Origin of the sequence: Plantactinospora sp. GCM10030261, from assembly GCF_042666615.1 — a bacterium.
Classification (GTDB): Bacteria; Actinomycetota; Actinomycetes; order Mycobacteriales; family Micromonosporaceae; genus KBS50.
Window position 1 is genome coordinate 182,294 of record NZ_JBHTDD010000007.1, and the last position, 25,395, is coordinate 207,688.

The 25,395-nt window shown below is 70.8% G+C and carries 23 protein-coding genes; 11 read left to right on the top strand and 12 right to left on the bottom strand.

What is annotated here, in order from left to right:
• Positions 1 to 57: 57 nt before the first annotated feature.
• Positions 58 to 1,806 carry a serine/threonine-protein kinase gene (locus ACFQUZ_RS11265; RefSeq protein WP_377440979.1) on the top strand — a complete coding sequence of 583 codons (1,749 nt, stop codon included), beginning with the start codon at positions 58 to 60 and terminating at the stop codon, positions 1,804 to 1,806.
• A 7-nt stretch (positions 1,807 to 1,813) separates the two neighbouring features.
• On the opposite strand, the gene ACFQUZ_RS11270 is transcribed toward ACFQUZ_RS11265, so the two are convergent.
• On the bottom strand, positions 1,814 to 3,172 hold the full coding sequence (locus tag ACFQUZ_RS11270) for a protein kinase (protein ID WP_377440981.1): 1,359 nt from the start codon (positions 3,170 to 3,172) through the stop codon (positions 1,814 to 1,816).
• Entirely contained in the window at positions 3,169 to 4,353 is a 1,185-nt protein-coding gene (locus ACFQUZ_RS11275) for an FHA domain-containing protein (RefSeq protein WP_377440983.1), read from the bottom strand. Before ACFQUZ_RS11275 ends, ACFQUZ_RS11270 begins: the two co-directional genes overlap by 4 nt.
• Positions 4,354 to 4,446: 93 nt before the next feature.
• Between ACFQUZ_RS11275 and ACFQUZ_RS11280 the strand changes: the two genes are divergently transcribed.
• The 3 genes from ACFQUZ_RS11280 to ACFQUZ_RS11290 all read left to right on the top strand — a co-directional run bounded on the left by ACFQUZ_RS11280 (position 4,447) and on the right by ACFQUZ_RS11290 (position 7,822).
• A complete protein-coding gene (locus ACFQUZ_RS11280) occupies positions 4,447 to 5,811 on the top strand; it encodes an MFS transporter (protein ID WP_377440985.1) in 1,365 nt (454 codons plus the stop codon).
• A 400-nt stretch (positions 5,812 to 6,211) separates the two neighbouring features.
• Entirely contained in the window at positions 6,212 to 6,778 is a 567-nt protein-coding gene (locus ACFQUZ_RS11285) for a PadR family transcriptional regulator (protein WP_377440987.1), read from the top strand.
• Between the two features lie 12 nt (positions 6,779 to 6,790).
• The gene (locus tag ACFQUZ_RS11290) at positions 6,791 to 7,822 is read left to right on the top strand and encodes a hypothetical protein (RefSeq protein ID WP_377440989.1); all 1,032 of its coding nucleotides are present in this window, start codon (positions 6,791 to 6,793) and stop codon (positions 7,820 to 7,822) included.
• Between the two features lie 11 nt (positions 7,823 to 7,833).
• On the opposite strand, the gene ACFQUZ_RS11295 is transcribed toward ACFQUZ_RS11290, so the two are convergent.
• Genes ACFQUZ_RS11295 through ACFQUZ_RS11305 form a run of 3 tightly spaced genes read right to left on the bottom strand, consistent with a single transcriptional unit; the run spans position 7,834 to position 11,146 of the window.
• Entirely contained in the window at positions 7,834 to 9,003 is a 1,170-nt protein-coding gene (locus tag ACFQUZ_RS11295; RefSeq protein WP_377440991.1) for an alpha/beta hydrolase, read from the bottom strand.
• Positions 9,000 to 9,926: a hypothetical protein gene (locus ACFQUZ_RS11300; protein ID WP_377440993.1), complete on the bottom strand. Its 927-nt coding sequence runs from the start codon at positions 9,924 to 9,926 to the stop codon at positions 9,000 to 9,002. The genes ACFQUZ_RS11295 and ACFQUZ_RS11300 overlap by 4 nt, the downstream gene beginning before the upstream one ends.
• Positions 9,923 to 11,146, bottom strand: coding sequence for an acetyl-CoA carboxylase biotin carboxylase subunit family protein (locus tag ACFQUZ_RS11305; protein WP_377440995.1), 1,224 nt, complete (start codon positions 11,144 to 11,146; stop codon positions 9,923 to 9,925). The genes ACFQUZ_RS11300 and ACFQUZ_RS11305 overlap by 4 nt, the downstream gene beginning before the upstream one ends.
• A 101-nt stretch (positions 11,147 to 11,247) precedes the next feature.
• Between ACFQUZ_RS11305 and ACFQUZ_RS11310 the strand changes: the two genes are divergently transcribed.
• Genes ACFQUZ_RS11310 through ACFQUZ_RS11320 form a run of 3 tightly spaced genes read left to right on the top strand, consistent with a single transcriptional unit; the run spans position 11,248 to position 15,163 of the window.
• Complete coding sequence (locus tag ACFQUZ_RS11310) at positions 11,248 to 12,477, top strand: acetyl-CoA carboxylase biotin carboxylase subunit family protein (RefSeq protein WP_377440997.1); 1,230 nt, start codon at positions 11,248 to 11,250, stop codon at positions 12,475 to 12,477.
• Positions 12,474 to 13,688, top strand: a complete 1,215-nt coding sequence (locus ACFQUZ_RS11315; protein WP_377440999.1) for an acetyl-CoA carboxylase biotin carboxylase subunit family protein — start codon at positions 12,474 to 12,476, stop codon at positions 13,686 to 13,688. Before ACFQUZ_RS11310 ends, ACFQUZ_RS11315 begins: the two co-directional genes overlap by 4 nt.
• Positions 13,688 to 15,163 carry a dipeptidase gene (locus ACFQUZ_RS11320; RefSeq protein WP_377441001.1) on the top strand — a complete coding sequence of 492 codons (1,476 nt, stop codon included), beginning with the start codon at positions 13,688 to 13,690 and terminating at the stop codon, positions 15,161 to 15,163. Before ACFQUZ_RS11315 ends, ACFQUZ_RS11320 begins: the two co-directional genes overlap by 1 nt.
• Here the strand turns inward: ACFQUZ_RS11320 and ACFQUZ_RS11325 are convergent.
• Positions 15,160 to 15,885, bottom strand: coding sequence for an esterase family protein (locus ACFQUZ_RS11325; RefSeq protein ID WP_377441003.1), 726 nt, complete (start codon positions 15,883 to 15,885; stop codon positions 15,160 to 15,162). The two genes, ACFQUZ_RS11320 and ACFQUZ_RS11325, sit on opposite strands and share 4 nt — an antisense overlap.
• Before the next feature lie 77 nt (positions 15,886 to 15,962).
• Here ACFQUZ_RS11325 and ACFQUZ_RS11330 point away from each other — a divergent pair, with 77 nt between their 5' ends.
• Positions 15,963 to 17,201 (top strand): RimK family alpha-L-glutamate ligase, encoded by a 1,239-nt coding sequence (locus ACFQUZ_RS11330; protein WP_377441004.1) that lies wholly within the window; start codon positions 15,963 to 15,965, stop codon positions 17,199 to 17,201.
• A 79-nt stretch (positions 17,202 to 17,280) separates the two neighbouring features.
• On the opposite strand, the gene ACFQUZ_RS11335 is transcribed toward ACFQUZ_RS11330, so the two are convergent.
• Entirely contained in the window at positions 17,281 to 17,820 is a 540-nt protein-coding gene (locus tag ACFQUZ_RS11335) for a CGNR zinc finger domain-containing protein (RefSeq protein ID WP_377441006.1), read from the bottom strand.
• Between the two features lie 151 nt (positions 17,821 to 17,971).
• Between ACFQUZ_RS11335 and ACFQUZ_RS11340 the strand changes: the two genes are divergently transcribed.
• Entirely contained in the window at positions 17,972 to 18,667 is a 696-nt protein-coding gene (locus tag ACFQUZ_RS11340) for an MOSC domain-containing protein (RefSeq protein WP_377441008.1), read from the top strand.
• Between the two features lie 57 nt (positions 18,668 to 18,724).
• On the opposite strand, the gene ACFQUZ_RS11345 is transcribed toward ACFQUZ_RS11340, so the two are convergent.
• From ACFQUZ_RS11345 to ACFQUZ_RS11365, 5 genes are all read right to left on the bottom strand, one after another.
• Positions 18,725 to 19,021: a hypothetical protein gene (locus ACFQUZ_RS11345; RefSeq protein WP_377441010.1), complete on the bottom strand. Its 297-nt coding sequence runs from the start codon at positions 19,019 to 19,021 to the stop codon at positions 18,725 to 18,727.
• A 221-nt stretch (positions 19,022 to 19,242) separates the two neighbouring features.
• Positions 19,243 to 19,566 carry a cupin domain-containing protein gene (locus ACFQUZ_RS11350; protein WP_377441012.1) on the bottom strand — a complete coding sequence of 108 codons (324 nt, stop codon included), beginning with the start codon at positions 19,564 to 19,566 and terminating at the stop codon, positions 19,243 to 19,245.
• Positions 19,567 to 19,668: 102 nt separating this feature from the next.
• Entirely contained in the window at positions 19,669 to 20,655 is a 987-nt protein-coding gene (locus ACFQUZ_RS11355; protein ID WP_377441013.1) for a GlxA family transcriptional regulator, read from the bottom strand.
• A gap of 124 nt (positions 20,656 to 20,779) precedes the next feature.
• Positions 20,780 to 21,103 (bottom strand): DMT family transporter, encoded by a 324-nt coding sequence (locus tag ACFQUZ_RS11360; protein ID WP_377441014.1) that lies wholly within the window; start codon positions 21,101 to 21,103, stop codon positions 20,780 to 20,782.
• Positions 21,100 to 21,765, bottom strand: coding sequence for an FMN-dependent NADH-azoreductase (locus ACFQUZ_RS11365; protein ID WP_377441016.1), 666 nt, complete (start codon positions 21,763 to 21,765; stop codon positions 21,100 to 21,102). The genes ACFQUZ_RS11360 and ACFQUZ_RS11365 overlap by 4 nt, the downstream gene beginning before the upstream one ends.
• A 109-nt stretch (positions 21,766 to 21,874) precedes the next feature.
• On the opposite strand from ACFQUZ_RS11365, the gene ACFQUZ_RS11370 reads away from it, so the two are divergent.
• Together ACFQUZ_RS11370 and ACFQUZ_RS11375 are read left to right on the top strand one after the other, a co-directional pair.
• On the top strand, positions 21,875 to 22,438 hold the full coding sequence (locus tag ACFQUZ_RS11370; RefSeq protein WP_377441017.1) for a TetR/AcrR family transcriptional regulator: 564 nt from the start codon (positions 21,875 to 21,877) through the stop codon (positions 22,436 to 22,438).
• 179 nt (positions 22,439 to 22,617) lie between these two features.
• Positions 22,618 to 25,347, top strand: a complete 2,730-nt coding sequence (locus ACFQUZ_RS11375) for an HAD-IC family P-type ATPase (protein ID WP_377441018.1) — start codon at positions 22,618 to 22,620, stop codon at positions 25,345 to 25,347.
• The last annotated feature ends 48 nt before the right edge of the window (positions 25,348 to 25,395 follow it).

The window sequence follows — 25,395 nt, forward strand, 5'->3', positions numbered from 1 at the left end:
GATCGTCGTGGACGATTCCTGTGTGGATTCCCCGGGCTCTGGGTGGGAGGCGCGACCGTGTTCCCGAAACTGTCCAGCGAGGACCCCCGGGTTGTCGGCGGATACCAGCTGCGGGCACGGCTCGGGTTCGGCGGAATGGGACAGGTATATCTCTCGTTCACCCCGGGCGGCCGGGCCGTCGCGCTCAAGGTCGTCCGCCGTGAGTACGCCGACGACGCCGACTTCCGCGGCCGCTTCGCCCAGGAGGTGCGCGCGGCGCAACGGGTGAGCGGCCGGTACACGGCACAACTGCTCGACGCTGGTCCGGACGCGGAGACGCCCTGGTTGGCCACCGAGTACGTGCCCGGTCCGACGCTGCACCAGGCGATCAAGGGCCACGGTCCGATGCCGCCCGCCGCCGTGCGGCAGCTGATCGCCGCCGCCGCCACCTCGTTGCAGGCGATCCACGGCGCCGATGTCGTACACCGGGATCTGACCCCCCGGAACCTGCTGCTCGTCACGGACGGCCCGCGCATCATCGACTTCGGCATCGCCCGCGCGGTCGACGCCACCCACCTGACGCTCAGCCACACGCCCATCGGCACGCCCTCCTTCATGGCCCCGGAACAGGCCGCGGGGGAGCAGGTGACGCCCGCGACCGACGTCTTCACCCTCGGCACGGTCGCCTACTTCGCGGCCACCGGTCGCACCGCCTTCGGCGACGGCAACTACCTGAGCGTGCTGCGCCGGGTCGCCGACGTGCAGGCGGACCTCACCGACTGCCCGGCAGAGCTGCGGGAGCTTGTCGAGTCGTGCCTGCGGCGGGAACCGGAGCGGCGGCCGACCACCACCGAGATCGTCGAGATGTGCGGCGGGACGCCCCGGTTCGCGCCCGACTGGCTGTCCCGGCCGATTCGCGGGGAGGTCACGCAACGGACCAAGGCCGTCGCCGAACTACTGAAGTCGCATGCCCCGGCGGCCCCCGCTCCGGCGCCGACCGGGTCGGCGCAACCCGGGCGGCGTCCCGGCAAGGCGCGCCGCACCCCGCCGCCGGCCAAGCCGGCCGGCCCCACCGCCCCACCGCCAACCAGACCGGCCGGCCCCACCGCCCAGCAGCCGGGCAAGCCGGCCCGTGCCACCAAGCCGCCGGCCGGACCGACGCGGATCGTCCCGCCGACTTCCGATGGGGCCAAGCCGACGAACCCGCTCCGTGGCTGGGCAGAGTCGCGGCACCTGAAACGTGTCGGGGCCGCCCTCGCGCTGCTGTTGGTCGGGCTGGTCGCCGGCGTGGCAATCACCATCAGGTTGGTCGACGCAGAGCGCGAGGCCGACGCGCAGCGGGACGCCGACAAGATCACCGACACCGGGAGCGGCACGGACTCGCCGTCACCGAGCCCACCGGCAATTGCGTCAGCTTCGGCGGCCCCGACCGTAGCCCCGGAGCCCACGGTGCGCTGGACCGGCACGATCACCGTCACCTACCGGGGCATGGACATCGATCAAAAGCCGCCCGTGGTCGCGCCCGAACCGAAGTCCGACTCGGATCTCCAGTTCGGCAGCTACCCCAACTATTCGTACCGCATCACCGGCTCGGATCGTCCCGACTACGCCAAGTGGGAGGGACAGGGAAGTCCCACCCCGACGGCATGCCGAGACCTGATTTCGACCAATGGATTGAGCAGCGTCGAGATCCGTCCCAGGGACGTCGTGTGCGTCCAGACGGGCGAGCAGCGCATTGCCGCAGTCACGATTACGAGCGCGCCGAAGGATATCTCGGCCGGCTTCACGGCTAAGGTGACGATTTGGGACATGCCCGAGGGCACGTAAAGGCGCCCTACCCGGCCTTCTCGTCCAGGTAGGCGCGGATCTCGCGTACCAGCGGGTGTTCGCGACCCAGCGTGGCCTCGGCGCGCACGGAGAGCCGGACCAGCCGCAGCGCCGCCGCGGCCTCCCCGCCCAGGCCGAACCTGCTGCGGATCCTGCCGAACTCCGCCGCGAGCAGGTCCTCACCCGCGGCGCGGTCCTCGGCGCGCAACCGGTGCGCCAACTCCGTGAAGTGCCGGTCCGCGCGGGCGTAGTCACCCTGCCGCAGCAACACCTCGCCGGCCTCCAGCGCGCGACCCGAATCGTCGTCGCGCGGACGACGCACCGTGGTGGTGTCCCGCGGGCCGTCGCCGATCGTCTCCTCGGCGGCCGACGGGACGAGGGTGGCCACGTCGGCCTCCGCGGTCGCCGGATCCGGCAGGGTTGGCCGTGCCGGATCGGGGAGGGTCGGGCGTGCCGGATCGGGCAGGGTCGGTGCCGGCCCCGCCGGGGAGGTCGGGACGGTCGGATCCGGCAGGGTCCGACCGGGTGTCCTCGGCGGCGCCGCGAGCGCGGCCAGGATGTCACGGACCTCGGGTGCTGTTGGGCGGGCGGCGGGGTCCTTGGCCAGCAGGTCGTGGACGAGCGCGGCGAGCCCGGGCGGAGCCTCCGGGCAGCAGACGGTGACCGGCCGCGGCGCTTCGTTGATGACCCGCTTGGCGTACTCGTTGAAGGCCCCGTCGATCCCGAACGGCGGCCCGTTGGTGAGCAACGTGTACAGCACCGCGCCGAACGAGTAGAGGTCGCTGCCCGGGCCCGGGTCCAGGCCCAGGCACTGCTCGGGCGACATGTAGGCGGGGGTGCCCATCCGCGTGCCTGGCTGGGTGTAGCGGGTCTGCATCGCGTCCGGCGCCACCGCGAGCCCGAAGTCGCAGATCTTCACCGTTCCGTCGTCGTCGACGATGATGTTCTGCGGTTTCAGGTCCCGGTGGATCACCTGAGGCTGGTGACCGTGCAGGTGGGCCAGCGCGTCCGACAGCGGCACCGCGTACCGGAGCACCTGGTCGACGGGCAGCCGCTCGCCGGCCGCGTACAGGATCTCACCGAGGTCCGGGCCGGCCACGTGTTCCATGACCACGAAGATGCCGCCCTCGTGCCAACCGACGTCGAACACCGACACCACGTTCGGGTGCTTGAACATCGCCAGCACCTTGGCCTCGCGCCGGAACCGGCCCAACTGCTCACGACCGGCGGTGGAGGCGAGCAGTTTTACCGCGACCGTACGCTCCAGCACGCGGTCGTGTGCCGCGTACACGGCCCCCAGCCCACCCTGGCCGAGCTGGCCGGTGATCTTGTACCGGCCGGCCAGCTTCAGGCCGACCCTGCTCATCGGCGTCTCGGTGGGCGTTCGATCATGGTGGCCTGCGCGGCCTCCACCGCGAGCGCGTCCGGTTGCGCCGGCACGGTCGTCTCCTCGGTGTCGAAGACGAACGTCCGGCCGCTGGCCACCAGTTCGACGCCGTCGCACAGCACGATGACCTCACCCGCGCGCAGCGTCCACGCGGACCGGTCCTTCGGCGACCGACCACCGGACGGCAGCCGCCGGCCAGCATCGGCGCCCTGGTCACGGCGTACCCAGGTGCCGTTGCGGCTCAGGTCGCGGATGGAGATGCGGGTGCCGTCCCAGGCCAGCTCGACGTGCTCGCGGCTGATCCGGCCGTGTGCCCTCTCGTCGAGCCACTCCCGGGCCAGCGCGAGCCCGGGACCGGTGGGCGCCCGCCCCACGACGCTCGGCGTGCCGGCCACCAGCATGAACCGCGCCTTCACCACACCGTCGACGCGCAGCTTGAACTGCTTCTGCGCCGGCCTCGGGCCGACGTCGGTGAGCGGCCGTTGATGGGTGGGGCAGCGCACGGTGCCCTGCCGGAACACCGGTGGCGGTTGGTTCGCGGGGGCGTCCGCGCCAAAAATCGGGCAGTCGTCCTCGGGGCATCGCCACCGCCGGGTCAGCAGCTGGGCACGGGCACCCGTGCCGTGCCGCCGGTCGTACATGCCGACGGCCAGCAGCCGGCTCTCCTCTTCCTTGCGGGAGATCTGCCAGTCGGGCGGGATCGACATCGTGCGCGGTTCGAGCCTGACCCCACCCTCGTCGGGTGCGGCCGTCGCCCGGAAGAAGCGGTCGCGACTTCCGGCGATCCAGGGGTACGTCCGGTAGGCGTCCAGGAACCTGTCGTCGCTGATCACGGGGACGCCCGCGAGGTCGGCGAGTTCGAGGAGACGGTCGTCGGCGACGTCGCGCACCTGGATGAGACCCGCGTCGCGCCAGCGGTGCAGGGTGGTCCGCTCCTGGTTGGTCAACTCCCGCAGGGACAGCAGCGACGCGTCGGCGACGGCGTAGACCTGGGCAGACTCGTCCCGGGTGTACCGGACCACGGCCCGCACCAGGCCGAGGAAGCGCCGCAGGTCCGCCGGCCGGTCGCCGGGGAGCGCCCGGTTGCGCACCACGTTGGACATGTCGACGGCGAAGTCGACCGCCTCGATATCGAGCGTGAGATGGTCCTCGACGCGCATGCGGCTGACGATATCAACGGCGCGCATGAGGGCAGTGGCCCCGTTCGGCGGAAATCCCACGACAGAGTAGGTGCGGTTCCGGAGAATCCCGGTGTGATCGCCGCCCTCGTTCGCCAGGCCCGCCCGCCGTCGCCTCTCGCCGGCCGGCTCGCCACCCAGTCGCTGCTCTTCGCGCTCGGTGAGGGCACCTTCCTGACCGGGTCGGCGGTGTTCTTCACCAAGATCGTCGGTTTGTCCGCCGCCCAGGTCGGCCTCGGCCTGACGATCGCCGGCGTCGCCGCGTTCCTGGCCGCGCTACCGATGGGCAAGCTGGTCGACCGCTTCGGGCCGAAGAAAATGTGGGCGGTGAGCGCGATCGGGCAGGCGGCGATGTTCGGGGTTTGGCCGTTCATCACCGACTTCACTGGTTACGTCGTCATGGCCGTCGGCATGGAGGTGATCGGCGCCCTCGGCGGCGCGGCGCACGGCGCTTACACGATCGACGTCCTGCCCGCGGAGGAGCGGGTGAAGTCGCGCGCCTACATGTACTCCGCGCTCAACGTCGGCTTCACCCTCGGCTCTCTGCTCGGTGGCGTCGCGCTGGCGTTCGAATCCAACGACGTCCTGCACGCGTTGCCCTGGTTCACCGCGGTGGCCTTCCTGGTCAATGCCGTCGCGATCACCCGGCTGCCGCGGGCCTCGCACGACAACCGCACCCCGGCGGAACGCAAGGTCAAGATCCCCGGACCCGGGCCGCTGCGCAACCCCGGCTGGCTGCTCACGACGTTCTTGAGCGGGGTCTTCTGGACCAACCAGGTACTGCTCAACGTCGTGATCCCGCTGTGGCTGGTGGAGAAGACCGACGCCCCACGGGTGCTGCTGGCCTTCCTGTTCGGCACCAACACGGTGATGTGTATCTTCCTGCCGATGGCCGCGGCCCGTGGGGTCCACGACGTGCCGACGGCGCTGAAGGCGATCCGGTTGTCGTCCACCTTCTTCGTGCTCTCCTGCCTGATCACGCTGGCGACCCACGAGACCGTCGGCTGGCTGACGATCGCATTGGTCTGGCTGGGTCACGTCACCGTCACCGGGGCGGAGCTGTACCTCTCGGCCGCCAGTTGGTCGTTCGAGGCCGAGTTGATGGATCCGCGGCAGCGCGGCGCCTACCAGGGCGCCGCCGAGTTGAGCGGCACCCTGGGCAAGGTGTGGGCGCCGGCGCTGTATACCTTCCTCGCGCTGAGCTGGGGCGCGTCCGGCTGGCTGATCATCGCCGGCATCATCGTGGTGGCAACCGTCGGCATCCACCCGTCGACCCGGCTGGCGCGGCGGTTCCTGGACAAGCACGTGCCCGCCGACGTGCTGGCCGAGGCCCACTCATCCAGCCGGGAGCCCGAGGAGGGACCGGCGCTCGGCCCACCCTCGCTCGTCGACACCGGGGAACCATCTACCGCGTCCACGACGGCCCGACCGGCACACTAGAGCCGTGTTCACGAACGGTGGCAGGCCCACCGGCTGATCGAAGTCAGCGTGAGCTTACGTGGTGTGATGGCGGGGACGAGCCGGCCCACCGTCTCCGCCATCCTTTGCGCTGCTGTAGCCCACGCATCAGCTACCCAGAGTGAACCGGATCGTCATCCACATAAATCGTCCATCGCGAATATTGCGAGTTCGATGCGGGCGTTGCGTGGGCTGCAGCAGCGCAAAGGGAACCGGCCCCCGGGCCGGGGGCAAGGCAATGTCACGCACCGCCACGAGGAGAGACCACAGCGCCCGTCATGACACAGTGTGATCACGCCTCTTGTGTGGTGCCCGAAGCGGTTCCCCGGGTGGAGCGGCCCAGGCGCTTGCTCTTAGACGTATACGTCTATAGGCTACGGCGGTGCCATTGGACGCGTCCCGGAACAGCCTGGTGTTGCCGATGCTCGGACTCCTCGTCGAGCGGCCGGCACACGCCTACGACCTCACGACCCGCCTGCGCGAGCGGTACGGGCACCTCTCCGTCACCCGGAGCACCGTCACGTCACTGCTCAAGGCACTGGAGAAGGCCGGCCTCGTCACCTCCCAGCTTCCCGAGCGGGTGGGCAACCGGCCGCCACGGACCGCGTTTGCATTGACCACCACGGGCGTCGCCGACTTCCGTAGCCGGGTCGAGCAGGGGCTGCGGGACAGTCCGGCCGCCTCCGTGGACTTCGTCATGGCCGTCGCCTATCTGGCGATTCTGCCGGCCGACCGGGCGGCGTCCATCCTGGACGGCCGCGCGGATCGGCTCGCCCAGGAGTTGGTCGCCCTGCGTTCAGCGGCCCGACCCGACGGCGTCCCCGCAGCGCACATGCTCGAAGCCGGCTACTGGCAGGCCATCGTCGCCACCGACATCACCTGGATCAGGGAGCTGGCACGGCGGATCCGGTCCCACGAGATCGACTGGCCAGCCCGGCCCACCAACTGACAAGGAGAAAACGTGAAGTTTGGCATCTATCCGGGAGGAAGAGCCGGCACGGTCTGCTCGCATCCGCCCGATCCCGCCGCGATTCGTACCCTCGTGGACGACCTCGCGGGCGGTCACCCCTTCGTCGTCCGCGAGTATGTCCACTTCTTCGGCGATGCCACGCCACCCGATATCGTCACGTCGCTCGGGGCCGAGGACGAACTGGCCCGCCTCACGATGCCCGACGACTGGTACGCCGAGGGTGGGCGCGAACTGGACCTGGTGGTCAGCTACATCCCTCGAACCGCCGATCTCTCCGGATGGCTGACCTTCCTCGACGCCGTCATCGACCGCTACGGCCACCTCGCGCGGTACCTCCAGGTGACGCTTGAGCCGAACTTCCCGATCCCGCTCATCGATGGAAGCGCACCCGGCGTCCTCGACGCCCTGGCCACCGGCATCCCACACGCGCGTAGGGCTCTGGATCGACGAGGTCTCGACAATGTGCGGATCGGGTTCTCCGTCGCCGAACCGGCGGAATGGTTGGGCGGCGACGAGGCCTTCTGGTCCTTCCTCTCCTCGCTGCCGCACCAGGACTTCGCGACGCACGTCGACTACGTCGGCCTCGGCCTGTATCCCGACGCCTTCTCACCCGTCGCCCCGCGAGGCAAACCCGGAGACGTAGCCTCCCTCACCGTCCACGCCCTTCGCCACCTGCGGGAGACCTCGTTACCGCGTGCCCACATCCCACCCGACACGCCGATCCACATTGTGGAGAACGGCACGCCGAGCGGGGCGCCTCGCACCGAGCAGGCCCAGTGCGATTCCCTGACCGACATGCTCGACGCCATCCTCGCCCAGCAGCAACCCCTGAACATCACCCAGTACGAGTTGTTCAGCCTTCGGGACGCCGACAGCGCCGCCACCGAACCCACCGGAACCCTGGGCATCGTCACCGACACCTACCGGCCCAAGCCCGCGTTCGCCACCTACCGCGACATCGTCCAGCGCGGCGGTCCCGGGACGGACAACGTCACGGGTGCGCTGGCAAGACCAGCGGGATGAGGAGATCGATGTCACTCGTAGTAGAACTTCTGCGGGCCGGGGTAGACCCAGGACAGCGCGTCGCGGAGCCGGTCCCGCCAGTTCTCCCAGTTGTGCCCGTCGCGCGACTCGACGTACCGGACGGTCATGCCGGCGGCCTCGAAGGTCGGCACCATGGACCGATTGGGGACGATCAGTGGTTCGTAGACGCCGCAGCTCACGAAGAGCCGGTCGGCGACGTGGGTCGGGCGGGCACGGTACCTGTTGACGAATTTGACGACCGGGTCGAAGACCGCACCGCCACCGTGGTCGGTACCGATGTCGGTGAACACGAACGACCCCGACATCAGGATGAGCGAGCCGTACGTGCTCGGTGACCTCACGGCCGCCGACAGCGCGGCCACCCCACCGAAACTCGAACCCATCAGGCACCGGCTGGACGGCTTGCCGATGAGCGGCAGCTCGGTCTCCAGCCGCGGCAGCAGCTCATTGGCGAGAAAGCGCGAGTGGGCGGTCGAGTCGGCGTACTCGGTGAGCCGGTCCTGCGGGTGCAGGAAGGCGACGACGGTCTCGGCGACGTCGAGCCGGTGGATCAGGTTGTCCAGCACTGTCTTGGCGGCGGCGTACTGCAGGAAGTCCGGGCCGTCGTGGACGACCAGCAGCGGGTACGACACCGACCGCCGGAACCGGGCCGGCAGGTAGACGGTCACCGGGCAGTCCCGTCGCAGCACCCGGCTGCGCACCGTCAACGGGACCAGCTCGCCCGGTCGGGCATCCGGATCGGGCATGGTCCACTCCGGCGAGGAGTAGCCGTGGCCGAAGCAGACCGAGGAGGTGCCGACGGGGCTGTAGGACAGCTTCTCGTTCAGCGGGTCGTTGAGCCGCTCGACGTGCCCGCCGCGGCGGACCTCGAGCTGGTAGTTGACCCGCGAACCCTCCGGAAGTTCGAGCACGAGGTACCACAGGTCGGTGCCGTACAACCGGCGCAGGGGTAACAGCTCGGGAAGGCCGACGATCCGCTGGGCGAGGAACACCTCGTCGACGTCGCCGCGGTAGAGGAACGTGCAGCGGGTGCCCTCGACGATGGGCACCTCGTGCCGGGCGAGGAACCGGTCCACCGCCGCGGCGTCGAGCGGCTTGCGGTCCTTGAGCCGGTTGATCGCCAGGCGGGCGGGCGGAGCTGCGAACCTCGGCACCGTCATGCCGCCTCCAGCGCCGTGACCTGGCCGTCCGAGGTGACCACCCGGGCGTCGGGCGGAGGCGAGCCATCGGCCTCCAACCGGACCCGCACCCCGTCGTCCAGCACCAGGCAGGGGGCGGGCGCGAACCGCCGGGCGAGCACCGACATCCGGACCGGGTCGTCGACCCGCAGCCGGCGCCGCAGGTGCGGCAACGGCACGAGGCCGGGCACCACCCCGAGACCGTCGCCGAGCACCTCGGTCTGGGCGATCCCGTGCGGGACGAAATCGTGGAACAGCACCACCCGGTCGGCCAGCGCCATCGCCCCGGCGGACCAGGCCACCACCACCGGCGGCAGGTGCGGCTCGACGTGGAACAGGTGCAGCGCCTCGACCAGGTCACCGACGTGCCCACCCGCGATGACGATCGCCTGGACGCCGGCCAGCAGGTGCCGCACCTCGTCCCGGTGCCGCGCCACCACCGGATGATCCTGCGGGCGCCAGGCGCCGAAGAACGCGTGGCGGGCGGCCCGGACCCGCGTCAGGTGTTGCTGGTCCACGAGCCGGACGGCGTCGAGGGCGTCACCCAGCGCGGCCTCCCGGAACCGGGGCCGGCTCTCCCTGTCCCGGGCCACCGCGTACGCCGCCCGCAGGACGTGGTCGAGCTGGGTGAGGTAGAGCTGGCGCAGCTCGGCGAGGGCGACGTGATGTTCCCGCTCGGCGTTGGCGTACTCCCGGTCCTGCTCGTGGACGTCGAGCCACCGGGCGTGCAGGGTCAGATTCACCCCACGCCCGCCGAGCAGATCCCGCAGTTCGGCATCGTCGGACTCGCGCTCCTGCCAACCCGCTGTCACGGCCGCGATGGGGACGTGCGGGTCGAGGTCACGGACGACGTGCTGCAGGGTCGGCCGGCGCTGCGGCCCCAGCAGCCAGACGGTGCGGTTCACCCCGCGTGCACGCGGACGGTCCGCCCGACCTCGTCCAGCATCGAGCGGAGGACGTCGTAGTCGGGGTGCCGCATGCGCACGTACGCGTTGGCCATGTAGCCGGCCTCCACCGGCTGCGTCGGCGTGCCCGGGTCGGGCAGGTGCGCGTCGAGCACCCACTGACCGTACTTCTCCTGGATCTGCTCGACGCCCGAATAGCCGGAGATGCGGCCGTCCCGGTCCGGCCGCAGCGCGATGATCCCGGCGGCCTGGCGGCGCGACGGGCGGGTCGCCACGTGCCCGTGTCCGACGGCGTTGGCCCATTCGCGGTAGAGGTCGAGATCGTTGCCGGCCGAGTAGAGGTCCCAGGCGCCGACGCCGGGCGGCCGGCAGCCGATCTCGGAGAACCGCAGCCCCTTGGGCCCGAAGAACCACTCCATGTGGGTGGCGCTGGTGCCGATGCCGAGCGCCTCGACCACCCGCTGCCCGAGCTCGCGGAGCTGGTCGTAGTCGGCGGCGGAGTCCAGGCGGTTGGTGGCGACGAACTGCGGCGAGATCCACCGGGTCCGCATCGCCTCCAGCACGGTGGGGTAGTAGTGGGACACGAAGTCCAGCGCCGGCTGTCCGTCGATCGACAGGGTGTCGTAGAACCCCTCGTGACCCTCCACGAACTCCTCGACGGCGATGGACGTGACGCCCTTGTCGCCGAACGTCGCAAGCGCCGCCGTCAGCTGCTCCCGGTCGTCGACGCGGGTCGTGTCCAGGGCTCCGGCGCCGCTGCGTGGCTTGAGGATGAGTGGGTAGCCGACCTCGTCGGCGAACGTCCACACCTGCTCGGCGGTGTCCGCCGCCGTCGAGGCCGCGGTCGGTACGCCGGCGGCCCGCAACGCCTCCTTCATCGACGGTTTGTCGCGGCACAGCCACGCCGTCCGCCGCGACGTGCCGGGGATCGTGCACCGCTCCCGCACCTCGGCGGCCGCGAGGGTGTGCGATTCGATTGTGGCTTCGAGGCGGTCGACCCACATCTTGTCCTGCACCCAGCGCACGGCGTCGGTCAGCACACCGACATCGGTCACGTTCGGCACCTGGTGGTAGTGAACCAGCCAGCTCCTCAGCTCCTCGTCGAGGAACTCCTGGGGCGACTCCCCGATGCCGATGACCTCGGCACCGACCTGCGCCAGCGCCCGGACGAACTGGCGCTGGTTGTTCGGGAAGCTCGGTTCGACGAAGATCACTCGCATCACCGGTCATGCTACGACCGGTCGGCACCTCGGGCCACCCGAGCCGTGGGGCAAGCCATCGACGAGATGTGAGATCCGGCCGCGCCGGGTACCGTCCGGCCATGGTCGCCGTCGCCTTTGTCGCCCCTTACCTCCTCGACGCCACGGCCCGTTTCGTGCGGTGCGTGGCGGCGCTGCCCGGAGTCCGGCTCGGCCTGGTGACAAGCGATCCGCTGGAACGGATCACCCCTGACCTGCGTGGCCTGCTGGCCGGCCACTGGCGGGTCGACGACGCGCTGGACCCGGGGCAGATCGCCGCGGGTGTCGCCGGACTCGCCAACCAGATCGGCCGGGTCGAACGGCTGGTCGGCGCCCTCGAACAGCTTCAGGTCCCGCTCGCCCAGGTGCGCGAGGCGATGGGCATCGCCGGCATGGACGTCGCGACGGCGCGCAACGTTCGGGACAAGGCCCGGATGAAGGAGGTGCTGCGGGCGGCCGGGGTTCCCTGTGCCCGCCACGCCCTCGTCCACGACCCGGCGCAGGCCCAGGCCTTCGCCGGCGACGTCGGCTTCCCGCTCGTCGCGAAGCCGCCGGCCGGGGCCGGCTCCCAGGCCACCTACCGGCTGGACGACCAGGCCGCGCTCGACGGCTGGCTGACGGCGATGCCGCCGACCGGCGACTCACCGGCGCTGTTGGAGGAGTTCCTGGTGGGCCAGGAGCACACCTTCGACAGCGTGACCGTCGGCGGCAGCACGGTGTGGTCATCGATCGCGGACTACCACCCACCACCGCTGGACGTGCTGCGCAACCCGTGGATCCAGTGGACGGTGGTGCTGCCCCGGGACGTCGGCGGCCCCCGGTACGCCGGCATCCACGCGGTCGGGCCGGCGGCGCTGCGCGCGCTCGGGGTGACCGACGCCCTCACCCACCTGGAGTGGTTTCGGCGACCCGACGGTTCCGTCGCCGTCTCGGAGGTGGCGGCCCGACCGCCGGGCGCGCAGCTGACCTCGATGCACGGGTACGCCCACGACTTCGACCTGTTCGCCGCCTGGGCCCGCCTCGTCGTCCTGGGCACCTTCGACGTGCCCGAGCGTCGCTTCGCCACCGGCACGGCGTACCTGCGGGGCATGGGTCGCGGCCAGGTCGGGGCCGTGCACGGGGTGGACGAGGTGAACCGGCAGGTCGGCCACCTGGTGGTGGAGTCCCGGCTGCCGCGACGCGGTCAGGACGCCGGGTCGGACTACACCGGCCAGGGGTACGTCATCGTGCGGGACCCCCGCACCGAGGTGGTACGCGAGGCGCTGCACCGCGTCATCACCGGGATCCGAGTCGAACTGGTGGAGACGCTGTGACGAACGTGGTCATGATCTCGCCGGGCTATCCGCTGGAGATGGCCTGGTTCACCCGGGGCCTGGCCACCGTGGGCGCCACCGTGATCGGCGTGGGCGACCAGCCCCGCGACGCCCTGCCACCCGCGGCCCGAGAGGCGTTGGCGCACTACGAGCACGTGTCGCTGGCCGACGAGGAGGCGGTGCTCGCGGCCCTGCGGGGCCTGTCCCGACACGTCCGCATCGACCAGGTCGAGTGCCTGTGGGAGCCGTACATGCTCCTGGCGGCCCGGGTGCGGGAGGCGTTCGGGCTGCCCGGGATGACGGTCGCGCAGACGCTGCCGTTCCGCGACAAGGAACTCATGAAGCGGACGCTCGACGCCGCCGGCATCCGTACCCCGTGGCACGCGAGCGCCACGACGGTGGCCGGGGTGTGGGAGGCGGCCGAGAAGGTCGGCTATCCGCTTATCGTCAAACCCATAGCCGGAGCCGGGTCGGCCGACACCTACCGGGCGGACTCCCCGACGGCGCTGGCCGAGGTGCTGCCGATGCTGCGCCACGTGCCCGAGGTGAGCGTGGAGGAGTTCGTCGAGGCCGAGGAGTTCACCCACGACACCGTGTGCGCCGGTGGCCGGATCCTGTTCGAGCACATGCTGTGGTACCGGCCCCGACCGTTGCAGATGCGCATGCACGAGTGGGTGAGCCCGGTGGCGATCTCGCTGCGTGACCTGGACGCGCCACACCTGGCCGACGGCCGGCGGATGGGCGAGCAGGTGCTGGCGGCGCTCGGCTTCGACACCGGATTCACCCACCTGGAGTGGTACCGGAAACCGGACGGCGAGGTGGTGTTCGGCGAGATCGCCGCCCGCCCACCGGGCGTCCGGGTGGTCGACCTGATGAACTTCAACACCGACGGCGACGTGTACGTCGGCTGGGCGCAGGCCGTGGTCCACGGCGAGATGGAGACGCTGCGCCACCGGCACAACGTGGGCAGCATCTGCAAGCGGGCCCAGGGGATCGGGCGGATCACCTCGGTGCGGGGCCTGGACGCGCTGCGGGCGGAGTTCGGGCCGGACATCGTCCTCGTCGACCTGCTTCCCGTCGGGGCGGCGCGCCGGGACTGGCGGGCCACCACCATCGGCGACGGAATCGTCATCGTCCGCCACCACGAGCTGCAACGGGTGATCGAGATGACCGAACGCTTCGCCGCCGACCTGCACCTGCACGCCGCGTGATGCCGCCCGCCGACGGTGACGCCGCCGCCCGCGACGCGACGACGCCCGACCCTGCCGGCACCGATGACACGAGCGTCACCGCGACCACCGCCGACGAGGCCAGCGCCGAGGCGACCGCGGCCGACCCCGCCGAGGTTCACCTCCGGGCGGCCGTACGGGCCGTGCTGCCCGCCGTCCGGGACGGTCTGGAACGGCTGGTCCGCATCCCGTCGGTGTCGGCCGATCCGGCGGCCCGCCCCGCCCTCGACGCGTCGGCGGCCGAGGTCGCCCGCCAGCTCGCCGAGGCCGGCCTTGCCGAGGTCGACGTGGTGCGGGCACCGGGTGGCCTGCCCGCCGTGCTCGGCCGCCGGCCGGGGCCGCCGGGCACCCCGACGGTGCTGCTCTACGCCCACCACGACGTGCAGCCGGTGGGTGCCCGGGCCGCCTGGCACGGTGAGCCCTTCGAGCCGCTGGAGCGTGCCGGCCGGCTCTACGGCCGGGGAGCCGCCGACGACAAGGCCGGCATCGCGGTGCACTGCGCCGCCCTGCGGGCGCTCGGCGACGACCTCGGGGTCGGCGTCGCCGTGCTCGTCGAGGGCGAGGAGGAGATCGGGTCACCCACCCTGCCGGCGCTGCTGGCCGAGCACCGCGACCGGCTCGCCGCCGATGTGCTCGTGCTCGCCGACTCCACCAACTGGCGGGTGGGCGTACCGGCGTTGACGACGTCGTTGCGGGGTGGCGTGAGCGTGGTGGTCGAGGTGGCGACCCTGCGGCACGCGGTCCACAACGGGGTGTACGGCGGTCCGGTGCCGGACGCGCTTACCGCGTTGGCGCGGCTGCTGGCCTCGCTGCACGACGAGCGGGGCGACGTGGCGGTGGCGGGCCTGACCCGGCAGTCCGCCGAACCGCTCGACCTGACCGAGGACCAGGTGCGCGCCGACGCCGGCCTGCTCGACGGCGTACGGCTGATCGGCTCCGGGTCGCTGACGTCGCGGCTGTGGCGGGCGCCGGCCCTGTCGGTGATCGGCATCGACGCGCCGCCTGTCGACACCGCCGGCATGGTTCTGGTGCCGACCGCCCGGGCCAAACTGGCGCTGCGGATCGGACCGGGCGACGACGCCACCGCCGCCCGCGACGCGCTGGTGCGCCACCTGGAGTCCCACGTCCCGTGGGGCGTCCGGTTGCGGCTGACGCCCGGCCGGCCGGTGGCGCCGTTCGCCGCCCGTACCGACGGCCCGGCCTACGCCGCGGCCCGCTCGGCGTTCGCGCGGGCCTGGGGTGTGCCGCCGGTCGAGATCGGCGTCGGCGGCTCGATCGCGTTCCTGGCGCCCTTCGTCGAGACGTATCGGGAGGCCGAGGTGCTGATCACCGGAGTCGAGGATCCGGACACCCGGGCGCACGGACCCAACGAGAGCCTGCACCTGGCCGACTTCGAACGGGCCTGCCTCGCGGAGGCGCTGCTGCTGCACCGGCTCGGCCACCAGCGACCTGTCTAACAGAGCTCTTCGAGGTACTGCGGCAGCATCCGCCGCCAGGTCGGCCAGTCGTGCTCGAAGTCCGGACCCCACGAGTCCACCCGGTTCGGCACGCCCTTGGCGCCGAGCGCGTCCGCGAGCGCCCACGACTCCCCGATGTCCTCCCAGGAGCCCTCGCCGGAGGCCAGGATGACCCTGCGACACCGCAGGGTGTCCAGCTGCGGACCGTCGAGTCCGGACACGAAATGCACGGCGGAGGCGAAGTACAGGTCGTCGCTGAACTGGTCGTCGAGCAACGCCCGCAACCGGTACGTGCCGCTCATCCCGAGTGCCGCCGAGAAAAGCTCGGGGTGGCGGCAGAGCATGGCAACCGCGTTGAACGCGCCGATCGAGGCTCCGGCCGTGACGATCGGGTCGCGGTGACCGCCGAGGTCGGCGTGGATGGCCGGTACCACCTCCTGCGCCACCGCCTGCTGGTACTGGTTGAGCAACCACATGCGGTGTGCCGGAGTGCCGGTCTTCGTGGCGAGGGCGCGACCGGCGACGCTGTCGCACGAGTAGAGCTTGATCCGCCCGGCATCGAGCAGATGCCGGCAGCTGGCCACCAGGTGGTGTCGTTCGATCTCCTCCGCGTCACCGCCGGCCGTGGGGAAGAGCAGCACCGGCGTGCCGTAGTGACCCCACCGCGTCATGCTGATCGGCTGCTGCACGCGCTCGGAGAACCACTGCTCGCTCGCCTTCACGAAACACCTCCACTTTTTTGCCGCCACGGCCGATCTTGATCATGTCAACGGTGGCATTGTCTCCTAGATTCATAGCTGTGACTGGTCATCTGATCGGGCTGCTCCTCGGTGCGGAGGAAGACTGGCCCCAGGCTTTCGAGGCGACCTTACGCATGGTGGGGCCGATCCACTACGGCGGCGAGATCCATCGCCTGTCCAGCGAGCGGCTGACCATCGAGCCGTTCCGGCTCGGCGATCCGGTCCGGACACCCTTGGTGATCGACCGGTTGGCGCACTGGTACTACCACCCTCGGGAGTGGCTGAAGAAGGCCGCCCTGGTCAACGGGACGTACCTGCTGAACAGCCCGTTCACCTTCCAGTCGATGGAGAAGCACAGCGCCTACTGCGCGATGGTGCGGCTCGGGCTCAAGGTGCCGGCGACGACCCTGGTGCCGTACAAGAACCCGGTCGACAACGTCCGCTGGGCCTACACCGCCGAACGCTACAACCGGCCCTTCGACCTGGACCGGATCGCCTCCGAACTGGGTTACCCGCTGTACATGAAGCCGTTCGACGGTGGCGGCTGGCGCGGCGTCTCCCGCATCAACGACCGGGCGGATCTGCACCGGGCCTACGACGAATCCGGCGAGATGCTCATGCACCTGCAAGCCACCATCGACTACGAGCACTTCGCGCGGGCGCTGTCCATCGGCCCGGAGACAATGGTCATGGACTTCCGTCCCGACCAGCCCATGCACGACCGGTACGCCGTCTCGCACGACTTCCTGTCGGATTCCGCCGGTTGGCAGGCCCAGGCGGTCAGCCGGGTGGTGAACGCGTTCTTCTCCTGGGAGTTCAACTCCGCCGAGATGCTGGTCCGCGGCGACGAGGTCTATCCGATCGACTACGCCAACGCCTGCCCCGACGTGGCCGTCACGTCACTGCACTACTACTTCCCCTGGGCGATGACCGCCCTGGTCCGGTGGTCGACGTACTGCGTCGTCACCGGCCGGCGACCCAACCTCGACCTGCGGACCAACCGGTACTTCGCCATCGCCGACAACGCCGACATGTCGTACGAGGAGAAGCTCACCGCCTACCTCGCCCTGGCGGACGAGTACTTCGAGACCGACCGCTACTGGGAGTGGTGCGACACCCACCTCGGGCACCTGGAGGAGCAGGTGTACGAGTGGGTGGGGTCGGACGCCTTCGACCGCATCCTGCGCGAGACGGTCGCGGCGACCTACCCGCCGCATGAGTACGACCAGTTCCTCGCCCACTTCCGCGGCCTGATCCGGCTGTGGTTGGACGACGGCGCACCAAACCGGCCCTCCTAGGGCCTGCCGGCTGGCCTCCTCGCCTCACCAAGATCCAGGAACAGACGCGGACTCAGGTGCGGTGAACAGCCGACCACCGTCAGGTCGGTGGCGCTGGGGCGCCGCGGCGGGTCGCGTGGTGGCGGGCGACCCGGGCCCGGTTGCCGCAGGCTGACGAGCACCAGCGCTGGGAGGCGCGTTCGGGGTGGTACAGCACGACGCAAGCCGGGGCCGCGCAGCGCCGCAGCGGATGTGTGGTGGCGGCCTCGATGACGCGCATGGCGTCGCGGGCGACGTCGGCCAGCAGCGCCCTGCGTCCCGTGGCGTGCGTGTGGTGTAGGAGGAGCGTCTGGTCACCGTCGACGCGCAACTCGGGCCAGGTCGGCGCCTGGGCGGCCGCCACGTTGAGTTCGGCCACGTCGTTGGTGTCCGGCGACCGACCCTCGGCCAGTGCGGCGAACAGCCGGCGTACCGCGTCGCGTAACCGCAGCACGTCGGTGTGGCTCGCGTCGTCGCCGCCCGTGACGAGCCGCCTGTCCCGCAGCCAGTCGGCGAGCCCTTCCGGATCGCCGATGGCGTCCTGCGTCCGACCGCGGCGGAGGTAGACCGTGTTGGCGAAGTCCACGGACAGGTCAGCCATGCGCTAATGGTAAATGCTCTTGTTTTCATTAGCGACGACTGGCAGATTAATGGCCTAGATCCTGCGTGACCATTAGAACCTGCGCGCCGGGCCGACAGTGGGCTCGCCGCCTCGGCACCGCCCCGCCTCGGCGGCTGACAAGGGAGTGACAATGTATGTGGCCCAGCTCTGGCGGTACCCGGTCAAGTCGCTCCGCGGCGAGCGGCTGACCACCGCGGAGCTCACCGCAGACGGCATCACGGGCGATCGCATCCTGCACCTTCGCGACTCCGCCGGCCTGATCACCGCCCGCAGCCACAGCGGGCTGCTCGGACTCTCGGCCAGGACCACGCCGAGCGGGCAGATCCTCGTCGAGGGCCTGCCCTGGCAGGACCCCGCCACCGCGCGAGCCATCCGGCACCGGGCCGGAGAGGACGCCGAACTCGTTCGCTACACCGGCTCCGAACGTTTCGACGTGCTCCCCCTGTCCGTGATCACCGATGGTGCCGTAGCGGTCTTCGGTAGCGATGTGCGCCGCCTGCGACCCAATATCGTCATCGGGGGCGTCCAGGGGCTGGCCGAACGCGACTGGCCGGGCAGGGCGTTGCGGATCGGTGAGGTGACAATCGGTGTCCTGAAGCTGCGGGCCCGGTGCGTCGTCACGACCGTGGACCCGGACACCGGTCAGCGCGACCCACGGGTGCTCCGTCGGCTGCACCGCGACTTCGACGGTCGCTTCGCGCTCGACTGCTGGTCGGTCGGCAGCGGCACCATCCACGTCGGGGACCCGGTGCGCCTGGTGGACGCGCCGGAGCCCCGGCCTCGGCCTGGTGGCTGGATCGTCGGGGCGCCCTACACCGTGCCGTGACGCCGGTGTCCCGGCTGGTGGCCTGCAAGTCCGACCGGACCGGCAGGCCACCACGCGTCAGCTCCGCGCCGGCTCGCCGGCGAAGACAACCTCCTGCTCCCACGCGTCGGGCGGCTGCCCGTGCAGACGCAGGTAGTGCTCCGCGATCCGGTCAGGATCGAACTCGCCGCCCGGTGCCACCGCTCCGCACACCGTCACGGTCGCCACGTGGACCCCGCGCGGACCGTACTCCTGGGCCAGCAGGGTTGTCAGCGCCCGCAGGCCCGCCTTGCCGAGCGAGAGGCTGACCACCGTGGGTAGCGGTCGGGGCATGCCTGCCGTGAAGATGATCGTTCCGCCACCGGACGTCGCCATTCGCGGCGCCACGTGTGCGGCCGCGGTGAGGGCGCCGAGGACGCGGCGAGGACCTGGTGCGCCAGATCGAGGCTCTCGGCCGATCGCGCGATCAGGCCGACCGGCATCCCCGAGACGCCGAACTGGCGCGCGACCGACGTCCCGATGCCTGGTCCGGCACCTACCAGGAGCAGTCCAGCCATGACGAGGACCCCTTTCGGTGTGTTCGCGGGTGGTGACCGTTACCGCGGGGCGGCCAGGCCGAAGACGAGAATCCGCGTGTCCACGTCGGCCGCCGGGCGGTGCGATGAACCCGGCTGGTAGTGAAGGAACGATCCGGCCGGAAACCGAGCTCCGTTGTCGAGCAGCTCGCCATGGACCACATAGATCAACTCGTCGGCGCTGTGGTTGTCCACCTCGGGCCAGGTCGCGCCCGCCGCGAAGTCGAAGGCGCGCGCGGCGACCGCCCCGCCCGGAAGACCTCGCCGCGTGATGCCGGCGGCCACGTCCTGAGTTCCCACCTCGTCGACGACGACCGCCGACAGCCCCTGGATCTCTTCAGTCATATCTCGATCATCCTCACCCCCGATCGACCAACCAGAGGCGAATCTGACACCGTCGGGTACCTTTCCGCCATGTCCCTCGGAGCCTGGTGACCGTCCGATGCCTCATGGTGGCGGAAGACGGGCGAAGACCCGCCGGTATGCCGCCGGGGTGGTGCCGACCCTGGCCTGGAACCGGCGTCGCAGGTTGAGCGCTGAGGAGAAGCCCACCCGTGCGGCGACCGTCTCCACCGGCAGGTCGGTGAGTTCGAGGAGCTGCCGGGCCGCGTCGACCCGCTGGTGGAGCAGCCATTGGCCGGGGCTGGTGCCGAGCTGCTCCTGGAAGTGTCGGGTGAGGGACCGTTCGGAGACCTTCGCCCGCCGGGCCAGTTCCGCCACGGACATCGGCTTGTCGAGCCGGCCGAGGGCCCACTCCAGCAGCGTCGAGAGGTTCTGTTCGACGGCCGGCACCGGCGGCACGCGGGCGTACTGGGCCTGGCCGCCCTCGCGCCTCGGGGGCATCACCATGTATCTGGCGATCTCCGCGGCATGCGCCGCGCCGTGGTCCTTGCGAACCACGTGCAGGCACAGGTCCGCTCCGGCGGCGCTCCCTGCCGTCGTCGCCACATCCCCGTGGTCTACGTAGAGGATGTCGGGTACGACCTCGATGTCGGGATACCGGGCCGCGAGTTCGGCGGCCCGCAGCCAGTGGGTGGTGGCCCGACGTCCGGCGAGCAACCCCGCCTCCGCGAGCACGAACGCCGCGTAGCAGATGGCGAGGATGCGCACCCCCCGGCCGTGCGCCTGTTTCAACGCGTCGAGGACGCGCGGCGGTACCTCGGGAGCCTGCCAGCCGGGGATGACGATGGTGTCCGCCGAGCCGAGCGCCGCCAACCCTTCCGGTACGACGAGGTCGTAGCCGAGAAGGGTGGGCACGGGTCCCGGCTCTGGCGTGCACACGACAAACTCGTAGCGAGCGGGCAGACCAGGCCGGCTCAGGCCGAACACCTCCCCGGCGCAGGCCAGCTCGAAAGGCGAAACGGGCGGGTTCACCAGCGCCGCGACCCGGTGGGCCGGGGCCGCCGCGGTGGCCTGCTCAGGAGGGTGGGTCATCGAGGTGCGCTCCACGATCTGTCGCTTGGTCCCGTACGACAGGAAGTGTCTCGGCGGCGTCGGCGGACCCGCAACGGCCACCGGGCCGGTGTGACGCGGCCCGCGACGTGTCCCGCCCCGCGGATCAGCTCTCCGGGGTGGTCGCGTGGGAGAGGGCCACGCCCGCGATGATCAGGGTGAGCGCGGCGACCCGTCCCGGCGTCACGGGATCCTGGTGGACGACGATGCCGAGGGTGATGGCGCCGATGGCGCCGATGCCGGTGAAGACCGCGTACGCGGTGCCGACCGGGATCCCCTGCATCGCCAGGGACAGCAGGTAGACAGCGGTGGCGGCGAGGGCGAAACAGACAAGTGTCGGCAGTGGGCGGGTGAAGCCGACCGTCGGCTTGATGCTCTGCGACCAGGCGACCTCGACCAGGCCGGCGGCGATGAGCAATGCCCAGCTCACAGCTCTCCGCCGATCTTCCGGGCCGCTGCCAGCGCGGTGGTGTGGGATGCGTCGTGGGCGTCGCGAAGCCGCGCGAGGCCCGGATCGAGACGGGCGTTGACGAGCTCGGTGCCGAGGAACGTCATCGCCTCGTCCGGGATGGCGAAATGCCCGACGAAGAAGTCGCGTAGGTAGCGCTCCTGGTGGTCGACCGGGTGACGCGGGGTGCCGGGCCCATAGGCCCCGCCGCGCGCGTACGCCACCACGAACCGCCGTCCGGTCAGCGCCATCTTGGGGAACGTCACCTGATCGATCCACGCCTTGAGCGAGGCGGGGATGGAGTAGTTGTACATCGGAGTGGCGATCAGGATCGTGTCGGCGGCCACCATCTCGTCGAGCAGCGGTTCGACGACTGCCCAGGCCCTGGCCTGGGCCGGTGTCCGCACCGCCTCCGGGTAGCGCGCGATGTCGGTTATCTGGTGGGCCAGGATGTGGTCGCACAGCTCGGTCCAGGCCTCGTCGATCTGCGGGACCGGGGTGAGTGCCAGATCCCGGTGGACGTACCTGCCGTCCGGGTGGGACGAGCGCCAGGCGTCGGCGACGGCGTCCCCGACCTCCCGGCTGAAGGAGTGTCGCCGGGCGCTGGCGTCGATATGCAGCAACGTCCGAGTGGTGAGGGGCATGGTGCGTCTCCTGACCGGTGAGAGATAAGCGGACATGGTGTCCGGATAGCTCCACCGTATCAAACGGACGGCACGTCCGGTTACTGTCCCGCTGCCGTAGGCTGGATCCGTGGCGACGAAGGAACGGGCGGACGCGGCCCGCAACCGGGCGAAGGTGCTCAGCGCCGCCGCCCAGCTGTTCGCGGCGGGCAGCCCCGGGGCGGTCACAATGGAGGACATCGCCCGCGCCGCCGGAGTCGGCCGGGGCACCCTCTACCGCCGTTACCCGGATGTGGCGTCCGTCGCGGCGGCGCTGCTCGACGAACACGAACGACGCCTGCAGGGTGAGCTGCTGCGCGGCGATCTGCCGCTGGGCCCTGGAGCGCCACCGCACGAGCGGCTCGCCGCCTTCCTCGCCGCGATGGTCGACCTGCTGGGCCAGCACAGCCATCTCGTCCTGGGCGCCGAGGGTGGATCGAGGCGGTTCGCCGTCGGCGCCTACGGCTTCTGGCGCGCCCATGTCCTCGCGCTGCTGCGGCAGGCCGGCACGCCCGACCCCGAGGCCCTCGCGGACACCCTGCTCGCACCCCTGGCGCCGGAGGTCTTCCGCCACCAGCAGGCCCAGGGCATCACGGCCGAGCGACTCAAGGCCGCCCTCACCCGGCTCGCGCAGGTGGCCACGGGTACGCGTTGACCCGCTGACTCCCCCGGGCCACCCAGGGCCTCGATCACGGAATCGGTCTGCGCGGGGGTGGAGCGGCCAATGGGCCGGCGGACGGGGCCGGGTCAATCCTTCGTCCCGTACGCTGATACGGGCGAATTACCCCATAAGTGGCGTTGGTTGAGTAATGGTGTTGATCGGAAGGGGTGCGGATGGCCACCGAGGCGGCCGAGTCGACCCGGGATGCTCATCACGGCATGTCCATCCACGAGGTCGTGACGCTGCTCGGCACGGACTCCGACGCCGGGTTGCCCGCCGCCGAGGCGGCCGACCGGTTACGCCGGTACGGCGACAACACGCTTCCCACCTCCACCGGTGGCGGCACGGTGCGGCGCGTTCTACGGCAGTTCCACAATCCGCTGATCTACGTGCTGATCGCCGCGACCGTCGTCACGGCGGTCCTCCGCGAGTATCCCGACGCGGCGGTGATTCTCGCGGTCGTGCTGACCAACGCCGGGATCGGCTTCGTGCAGGAGTCGAGGGCCGAAGCGGCCCTGGACAGCCTGCGGCGGATGGTGCGCACCGAGGCCCGGGTCGTCCGGGACGACAAGCGGCGCACCGTACCCTCGGCGGACCTGGTGCCGGGTGACCTGGTCGCGCTGGAGGCCGGTGACAAGGTACCGGCCGACCTACGCCTCATCCGCGTGACAGAGCTGCGGGTGGACGAGTCCGCCCTGACCGGCGAGTCCGCGCCGGTGAACAAGGACGAGGCCGAGCTTCCCGAGGTCACCGCCGTAGCGGACCGGCGCAACATGGTCTATTCCGGCACCTTCGTCACGACCGGCGGCGGAGCCGGTATCGCCGTGGCCACCGGTGCCCAGACGGAACTGGGGCAGATCCACCGCCTTGTGGGTTCGGCCGAGGTCCTCGCCACTCCGCTGACCCGGAAACTCGCCCGGTTCAGCAAGGCGCTCACCGTGGTGATCCTGTTACTGGCCGCAGTGACGTTCGGCATCGGGCTGGTGCGCGGGCAGGACGCCACGGACACCTTCACCGCTGCGGTCGCCCTCGCCGTGGGGGCGATCCCGGAGGGGTTGCCGGCGGCGGTCACCATCACGCTGGCCATCGGGGTGACCCGGATGGCGCGCCGCCGCGCGGTCGTCCGGCGGCTACCCGCCATCGAGACGCTGGGCAGCACCACGGTGATCTGCTCGGACAAGACCGGCACGCTCACCGAGAACCAGATGACGGTGAAGATCGTCTGGACCACGACGGGGAGGTTCGAGGTCACGGGTTCGGGCTACGCACCGGACGGCGAGGTGCGGGACAACGCGGGAGAAGAGGTCGCCATAGCCGCCAGCCCAGCGCTGCGCTGGTCCCTGCTCGCCGGTGCCGCCTGCAACGACGCCCGCATCCACCAGGCGGACGGGACATGGCAGGTCGCCGGTGATCCGACCGAGGGCGCGATGCTGGTGGCGGCGTCGAAGGGCGGCTTGGACCCCGAGTCGGTCGGGGAAACCCACCCCCGCCGCGCGACGATCCCCTTCAGCTCCGAACGGCAGTACATGGCCACCCTCCACGATCAGCGGGACGCCAACGAGCTGGTGGTGCTCGTGAAGGGCGGCGTCGAGCGGGTGGTGTCGATGTGCCATCAGCAGGTGGGAGCCGACGGGTCGGGGCAAGCCCTCGACACCTCGGCGGTATTGGTTGCGGCCGAGGAGTTGGCAGCACAGGGGTTACGGGTCCTGGCCACCGCCATGCGTCCGGTGACCGAGCCGGCGGAGTTCGACGAGCAGGCGCTGCCCGGCACGCTCGTCTTCACCGGACTCCAGGCGATGCTCGATCCGCCCCGGCCGGCAGCCGCGCCAGCGGTGCGCGCGTGCCACACGGCGGGCATCGCGGTCAAGATGATCACCGGTGACCACGCGACGACGGCGCGGGCCATCGCCCGCCGCCTGGGCATCGCCGGAGACGGGTCCGGACGTATCCTCTCCGGCTCGGAACTGGCCGAACTGCCCGGAGCCGAACTCGCCGACACGGTTGACCAGACCGACGTGTTCGCCCGGGTATCCCCGGAACAGAAGCTCCGCCTCATCGAGAGTCTGCAACACCGCGGGCACGTGGTGGCGGTCACCGGCGACGGGGTCAACGACGCGCCGGCGCTGCGCCAGGCGGACATCGGCGTCGCCATGGCCCGCACCGGGACGGAGGTGGCCAAGGAAGCCGCCGATATGGTCCTCACCGACGACGACTTCGCCACCATCGAGGCGGCCGTCGAAGAGGGCCGGGGCGTCTTCGACAACCTGACCAAGTTCATCGTGTGGACACTCCCGACGAACCTCGGCGAGGGTCTGGTGATCCTCGTCGCCATCGCTCTGGGGACCGCACTGCCACTGTTGCCCACCCAGATCCTGTGGATCAACATGACGACGGCCGTGCTCCTCGGACTCATGCTGGCGTTCGAGCCCAAGGAGAGTGGGATCATGGACCGGCCACCACGGGATCCCGGCCAACCTCTGCTCACCAACATGTTGATCCTGCGGATCCTGCTGGTCGGCGGCATCCTCGTCACCGCCACCTGGTGGATCTTCCAGTGGGAACTGGATCACGGCGCCAGTACCGCCGAGGCCCGAACCGCGGCGCTCAACCTGTTCGTCGTCGTCGAGGTCTTCTACCTGTTCGGCTGCCGATCACTTACCAAGTCCGCCTGGCGGATCGGCCTGCTCTCCAATCGCTGGATCCTGCTCGGCATCACCCTGCAGGCCCTCGGTCAAGCCGCCATCACCTACCTGCCCGTCATGAACCGGGTGTTCGCCACGGCGCCCGTCCGCGGGTCGGCCTGGCTGTACATCGTCGTCGCCGGTCTGCTCACCACCCTGGTGGTCGCCGCCGACAAGCGGCTGCGCCAGCGGATCGGACGAGGCGCGTCGGGCGTCGCCTGAGCCGGCGGCGAGGTCGTCGTACCGCGTCACCGTGGGGAGGGCGGTGCC